We start from the raw sequence: 6,509 nt of genomic DNA on the forward strand, positions 1-6,509 counted from the left end.
TAATCAGAGAATCATTATTAGCAATATTAGTGGGAATGCCATCAATTAAAAGTCCTCGATCTCTGTAAATACCAATGCGTTTTCCACCCAAAACGGTTGCTACCGCTGTGTTTTCAGCTACACTACCTAAGCGATCGCTACCTAATGGTTCTTGTCGCACCTGAATTTTGAGATCGCCGCTGGTTGATTCAACTAAAGTAAATTCACCCACCGCTTGGAAGTCGTGATATTGTTTGTCAATAGTTACTATGCGAGGGTCGTTGTAGGTAGAACCGCCGTCATCGGGGGGATCGGGTTTTCCGTCGTCATCGATAATTGTGCCTATAGCGTCTATTTCTGGCACACCTTCGGCAAATTCTTTACCGTCGGAATTTTTCAGAATCAGCCTGAATTGTTCAGTCGATTCTTGCTTGGTATCGTTAATAATTGGCACGCGAATAGTAGCACTGTTTTGTCCGGCTTCAATGGTTACTGTGCTACCAGTAATTTGATAGTCTTCAGAAGCAGTAGCAGTACCACCGATAGTGTTGTATGAAATCGTTAATTGCTCGTTCGATGCCTGACGCCGTGTCACGGTAAACTCTGCAAAGCCGTCTTTTTCATTTACTGTTACATCTGATACAGAAATCGGTAAATTGTATGGAATTTTGTATTCCTTTTCAATTATTAAATTCTTTGTAGCTTCTGGCTGAGGATTTTTTTCATCTTGCTCTACGCCATCAACTTCACCGAGTCTTTTCGGAGCGATTTGTACGTAAAAAGCATTGGCAGATTTACCGTTTGGATCTGTGCCAATAAAAGGTAATGGCTTACTTGCAAAGCCGCCTGGAGGAGCTTGTAGTGATAGCAATGGCCCGACTTGGAAATTAGCAAATTCGAGGTTTTTGTTCAATTGCTCAACATACGCACTAGCATTAGCTTGAAACTGAAGAGCTTTAATGTCGGCAGATCCCTGAAGTATGAAACCAAGATTATTTTCTAGTTGACCTGAAAGTTCATACTTTGCTTTCACTGTCATGATTCCAGCACCTTCAGAAGGAGCTTTAATCTCAAATGGTTCTCCAAAAGATTTGGTTATCTCTTTTCCTCCTTCTACTGACCCTTTATCCACTGAGATTGTGACTTTTACATCGTCTGGTTTAAATGTCAAGTCTTGCTGAAGACCAACTCCTATATTGGCTTTTAGATCCAAAAGATCGTAACTCAATTTTGCTTTAAATCTTGTCTTTCCGGCATTATCTTTGGCCGTTTTTGCTGCTTCTCCGGCTTGTTCTGATTCTTGTCGCAGTCTTTCTGCCTCTTGAAGCGCTAGTTGTTGACCTTCAGGGGGTATAGTTTTCAAGACATCTAGTTGTATTTGCAAGTCTTCTTTCGCTTTTTGCGCCGCCGCTTCTTCTTTTTGTGCATTAGGGAACTCTATTTCATTACCAAGTACTTTTAAAGCAGGAAAGGCGAAAGAGAGAGCTTTGTCTACGTCCACTTGCAAATTCAAAATGCCTTCACCTGCTTTAGTTCTGCCAGAACCGGCTATGCTAGGAAGTCTGTCACCTGATTCAGATGGGGTTGCTGATTTTATTTCCTCAATTTTGGGAAGAGAAACACTAATTTCGCCTACACCACCAGGGAGGCTAACTTTACCTATATCTTTAACGAATTGAGCAACGTCGTAACCTATTTCTAATTTAATCGGGTCACTTATATTTACGCCATCTAGTTTAAAAGGCTCTCCAAAGGGATTTTTAAGTTCAATATCAGTTAGTTTGACAGTTGTTGGCTGAAACTCAAATTTGACTCCGGCATTTGGAGATTCAAATCCTTTAGAACCATTAAATGAATTTGCTGTATTAACATTGGAATTAATACCTGGTTGAATGGGAAATAATTCATCGGAACTAAGAGCGTCCGGTAATTTTACGCCAACGTCAAGCGGGTACACAAATTTGACTTCTCCGAGACTTCCTGGAGAAATAAAGGCTGAACCTTTAAAGGTTGACTTTAATTCCTTAAAAAATCTAAATGCAGGAGTATCAATTACTTCGCCTTTAGAGTTAATTTCTATCGGCTTGAACAAGTCGGCTTTAAGCTCATTTCCAAGACCTCCAAAATTCTTAATATCCCCAGCAAAAAAGTTGAGATTGTCTTGTTGAATCCTATCGTTTGCTTGCTCGATCGCCACCACTCTCCCATCCAAAACGAGGACAACTGAATCATCCTCTGTCTGTAATTTCGAGAGTTCAGGCAGAGTCAATTGCTGCCCTTGAATCAGATCGGAAAAAATTTCTCCCTCATCCCCAGGCACATCTGAAGTATTAATCTGCGTATCTATATGATGCCCATATTCTTCCAGAAAAACAGATGCAACTGCACCCACATCCCCCTGACTCACCAACTCCCGCGACAGATAAATAGTGTCTGTCGCAGCCGCAAACGCACCATTAGCGCCATTAATCTCACTAGAAGAACGAATCGCGATCGCAGGAAAGCTGCTAAAATCTCCAGCCAACCAAGCTTGAGCTAAGGTATTAGCAATATAAGCGTCGAAGCTATTACCAAATGCCACCCCCATCTTCGTACTAAATTCTGGAGAGGTTGCAAAGTTTTTCAGCATATCTTGAGCCGTTTGCACAGCCGCTTGTGCAGTCAGGATATCGCTTGCTACCATTCCGGTGAGGGAGTCGCGATCGCGCAGCGTGCCGTTAGGCGTATCGCCTATTTGAATATCCTCAATATTATTACTCTCCCTCGACCAACTAGCTTGTTGATTCCCCTGTAGCAACCAATTTTCAGGGGAAGCGTTAGCAAAACTTGCAGATGCGATCGCATCCCTATCACAACCTTGGCCTAAATCTATATTACCTTCAATATTACTTAAACTAGCTCCCTTTTTTCTCAGAATAGCTCCGCTATCACTGCTAGATTTGAAATATTTTTTTTCATTCCAATAAGGCACTACAGTTCCAAAATTTTGTCTGAGATCGATCGGGTTTTGAGCTTCAAATGAAAAACCATCAATGTTGAATAATTCTTGCATAATCTCCTCACCAATAAGTAATCAAATTTTTTGAAAAAAACACACTAAACTTGCAGGTTTTTGCTGTAAAATTTACTGACAGCTTGACCTCTTACGGCTTAGCGCCCAGCCTCAATTCGAGGTTTATCTCTCTATCGGGTTTAAGCTCAGATTTTTAGGCAGGAGTTGATAATTTTGACAAAAAAAATTGACAAGCTTCCTTTATTTAAGTAGTAATATCTTGTTGAACGATAGTGAAACCTAACGCACTTAAGGCTTCTTGAGGTTTGTTACTTCAACCCAGCCTACTTACTCTAAATAACTTAAATCTGCTTAGTGAAATTGTCAATGGCTCAATGTGAATTTTTCGGTATTTATTATGAATAGGTCAATGACCAAGTTGCTCTTGCAGGAGAAAAACTCTCAACTTTTCCACCACCCAGTCTGCTACTGGCTACCCAGAACTACTTTGTTAGTTTTCTAGGCTGGTGTTGCAAACTTAGTCAAAGTCTGCAAGCGCACAACTTTTAGATGCTAAGAGAAACCTTGCGCGATCGCCAACAATACACCCGCCCCCACCAACGGCACGCTAAGATTATCTGTCCCGTGGGGCGACACTGCCTCCGCCAAGGTAACAAACAAAGCACCAACCAAAGCCGTCAAAAGCGCTTGCCCAACCCCAGAAGGTGTTGCCAAAGGGCTGAAAGATGAACCGGGTAGCAACCACAGTGTGCCAAACATCACCACAACGCTTGCCACAAACATCGCCACTGACCCTTCCCAAGACCGTTGACTGCCTCCAATTCGATATTGATGCTTCCCGATACGCCTGCCAACCAGTGCTGCCAACGCATCGCCCCAGGTCATCGCCATCACCCCAGCCACCGCCATCGGTACGTAGTCTACCGGGCCATCTGGTCGCCACAACAGCCCAAACAGCAGCGTCACCGAGAGAGCAAAATAGACCGTACCAGGCGAACTATCAGCAGTGTCCATCGCACCTAAAATGCGGTAACGATAGAGCAGGTAGTTGATGGGGATAAAAGTGGCAAACGGTATAATGCCGCTTTCCCAGCGTTGAAACAACGCCAGCACGCCGAAAACCCACATCCCAGCACCGATGTGGATCAGCTTGCGGGTCAGCTCTGAAGGTATCTTAAACCACCGGCGTAACGCTTCAGCCAGGATAAGCAGAACGGTGGCGTAGGCATAGGAAGCCACCAGGCCAATCAAATCGCTGTTAGTAGCTAGCAAGTCAAATCTCCTCCCAAAACAGTTGTAGCCGCTTTCGTATAGGCGTAACCGAGTTTGACCAACTGCCAGCCAACACCACCATCTCATTAGCAATCTGTTGCCATTGGGCAGGAGTAGCAAACTTGGCTTCTACCAAATCGAACTCAATGTCTTCAGTTTTGAGTGCATCCAACGCGCCCCACAGTTTCGTTGATGGCGGTGCATCCCAGATAACCAAAGTCAGCTCGCTCCAATAGTTTAGGGGTGCGCTGCTGACCAAATCCCCAATTGTACCCACGCCACCGACACTAAATGTATTGTGCAATGCAACAGCCGCACGTCGAGCCACCTCCCACCATTGCTGACGGCGTGCTGTATCGTTGGCTTCCTGTTGCTTTACCCTGTCTAAAGCAGCAACCCAATCCAAGGGATGCACCAACCGCACCGTTTCCACCAAACCCAAACTCATCAGCAACATCCCCAAAGCATTGCGCGTACCCCATGTGCCGCCGATAATCGGGTATTTGTCGCCGTAGCCTTCTAGCTTGGCTTCCGGGCACCAGGAGACAAATTGCTCAAACCGGATAGACACGGGTTCGAGGGCGACTTGGGGTACAAATGGCACGCTACCCCAACCCAAGTCCTCGCCTTCCACTTCCTTGATAACCCAATCGCCCTTCTGATAAGGCGCTGTAAATACGGGTAGCTTTTGGTTATAGGGTAACCAAAGATGCGATGGAGCAAAGGTCAATCCCTCAAAGCCGCGATAGCAACCGTCCGAGTCGAGCGGCTGTACCTCATAACCCGATGCTCCCAGTCGGTACAATGTGACTTGCTGCTGCACTGGGTCTACGGGCCAATAATGCTCGACCCCAGCCGCTGCGTAACGACGAAATCGTTCAACTTTATCTATATCGGATTGTTCGGGTAACAGCACCTCGATGACCAAATCAGCAGAGCCATCGAAAAACCACTCGTGATAGTGCGTCAGTCGATTGGCTCTCACGAATTTAACATCGGGTGTAAATGCATCTTCGCCCAGACGCATCAGGAAATCCCGACCCATACACATACCTAGACTCGCACGCCCAACCGCAGTACGTAGCTCCTCTCCTAGCAGTTGCCGGATGTGCCAGTGTTCGCCCAGATGGCGCGACCCCAAGGGCGGTATTTCTGGGGTTTGATAGGGGTACTGGGCAGCCCATTGGCCCAAATCAGCAGTTGGCGTCGGTGCGTCAAAGGCCACTCGCAGGGCTTCGTACCATAGAGGCAGGGGAGCAAATGCAATCGCGCTTTCGAGTCCCCAACCTTGCAAGATTTCGCGCAATAACCACTGGCTCCCAGTTAAAGTACCGCCCACGCAAAACTGCCCGTCTACCAACTCCAACCGGATTTCTGGGCTGGTAAATTCAAATTCGTCAATTGCGTCTGTTGAGGATGTCATGACGCTAGCTTCCGAGAATGCTTTATCTTATCCAAACTACCACCTGCAACTGATTTAGCGATCGCTAGCAGTTGCTTATCAGCTAATCGGCATTCAAGTTGCATGATGAGAAGCTGGGGAAGCAAATTATGCAATTTAAACGCACATCAGCTTAACAGAGGTAGAGTAACTCAAGAATCGGCGATCGCCAAAGATAAAAATCCTTCTCCCCTTTATAGGATAGTTCGCGAAACCCCTATATTTTTAGAGCGGGGAGTATCCATATCAACGGGGGTATAATAGAGCCGAGATTCGAGAATTATTCAGATTAATCGATTGGACGATGACGCTACCACAAGGTTTGGAGAGCAGGTTTCGTCAAGAAATTAAACGTTACGAGGAGGAGAACAAAATGCCTTATGCTACCATTTTTGAGCGTTTAAATCGTCAAGAAGATATTATTGATATTCTAGAAACTAGGTTCAGAGAAGTTCCGAATGAGTTGGTGGATGCGATTAATCAAGTTGAGGATGCTGACTTACTTAAAACATTACATAGGCGAGCAGTTACTATTGAATCGCTGTTCGATTTTCAACAGTCTATTTTGCCGTGGCAAATGGAAGACAATGAGTGAGGAAAAAGGGGAGTTTTAGAACTCCTCCTTTTCCCTCGACATTAATATGGATAATTGCTCCCCTACTCCTGTTGACTCTATCACCTGACGGGGTGACAACCCCGTCAAAAGCCAAGAGCGATCGCTTTCTTGAGGCAACTCGCGGTAAAAAAAGATGGGGTCATTCTTGTCAACAAGCCCCATCAGTTGAAAATGTTTCCTGAACCCAA

5 protein-coding genes are annotated in these 6,509 nt (G+C 45.3%); 1 reads left to right on the forward strand and 4 read right to left on the reverse strand.

Annotation, left to right across the window (positions count from 1 at the left end):
* From MiSe_RS46950 to MiSe_RS46960, 3 genes are all read right to left on the reverse strand, one after another.
* A partial coding sequence (locus MiSe_RS46950) for a Calx-beta domain-containing protein (RefSeq protein WP_307731676.1) occupies window positions 1–3,031 on the reverse strand: 3,031 nt, incomplete at its 3' end.
* 513 nt (window positions 3,032–3,544) lie between these two features.
* On the reverse strand, window positions 3,545–4,264 hold the full coding sequence (locus MiSe_RS46955) for a diacylglycerol/polyprenol kinase family protein (protein ID WP_226593925.1): 720 nt from the start codon (window positions 4,262–4,264) through the stop codon (window positions 3,545–3,547).
* Between the two features lies 1 nt (window position 4,265).
* Window positions 4,266–5,687 carry a Uma2 family endonuclease gene (locus MiSe_RS46960; protein WP_226593927.1) on the reverse strand — a complete coding sequence of 474 codons (1,422 nt, stop codon included), beginning with the start codon at window positions 5,685–5,687 and terminating at the stop codon, window positions 4,266–4,268.
* A 322-nt stretch (window positions 5,688–6,009) separates the two neighbouring features.
* Between MiSe_RS46960 and MiSe_RS46965 the strand changes: the two genes are divergently transcribed.
* On the forward strand, window positions 6,010–6,300 hold the full coding sequence (locus tag MiSe_RS46965) for a hypothetical protein (RefSeq protein WP_226593929.1): 291 nt from the start codon (window positions 6,010–6,012) through the stop codon (window positions 6,298–6,300).
* Between the two features lie 15 nt (window positions 6,301–6,315).
* Here MiSe_RS46965 and MiSe_RS46970 read toward each other — a convergent pair.
* A partial coding sequence (locus MiSe_RS46970) for a hypothetical protein (protein ID WP_226593931.1) occupies window positions 6,316–6,509 on the reverse strand: 194 nt, incomplete at its 5' end.

Source organism: Microseira wollei NIES-4236, assembly GCF_020521235.1.
In the GTDB taxonomy this organism is placed as follows: Bacteria; Cyanobacteriota; Cyanobacteriia; order Cyanobacteriales; family Aerosakkonemataceae; genus Microseira; species Microseira wollei.

What these genes read in the sequence shown, in the direction of transcription:
- MiSe_RS46960 (WP_226593927.1), bottom strand. Translation starts at nt 5,687, where the DNA reads ATGACATCCTCAACAGACGCAATTGACGAATTTGAATTTACCAGCCCA.
- MiSe_RS46965 (WP_226593929.1), top strand. Translation starts at nt 6,010, where the DNA reads ATGACGCTACCACAAGGTTTGGAGAGCAGGTTTCGTCAAGAAATTAAA.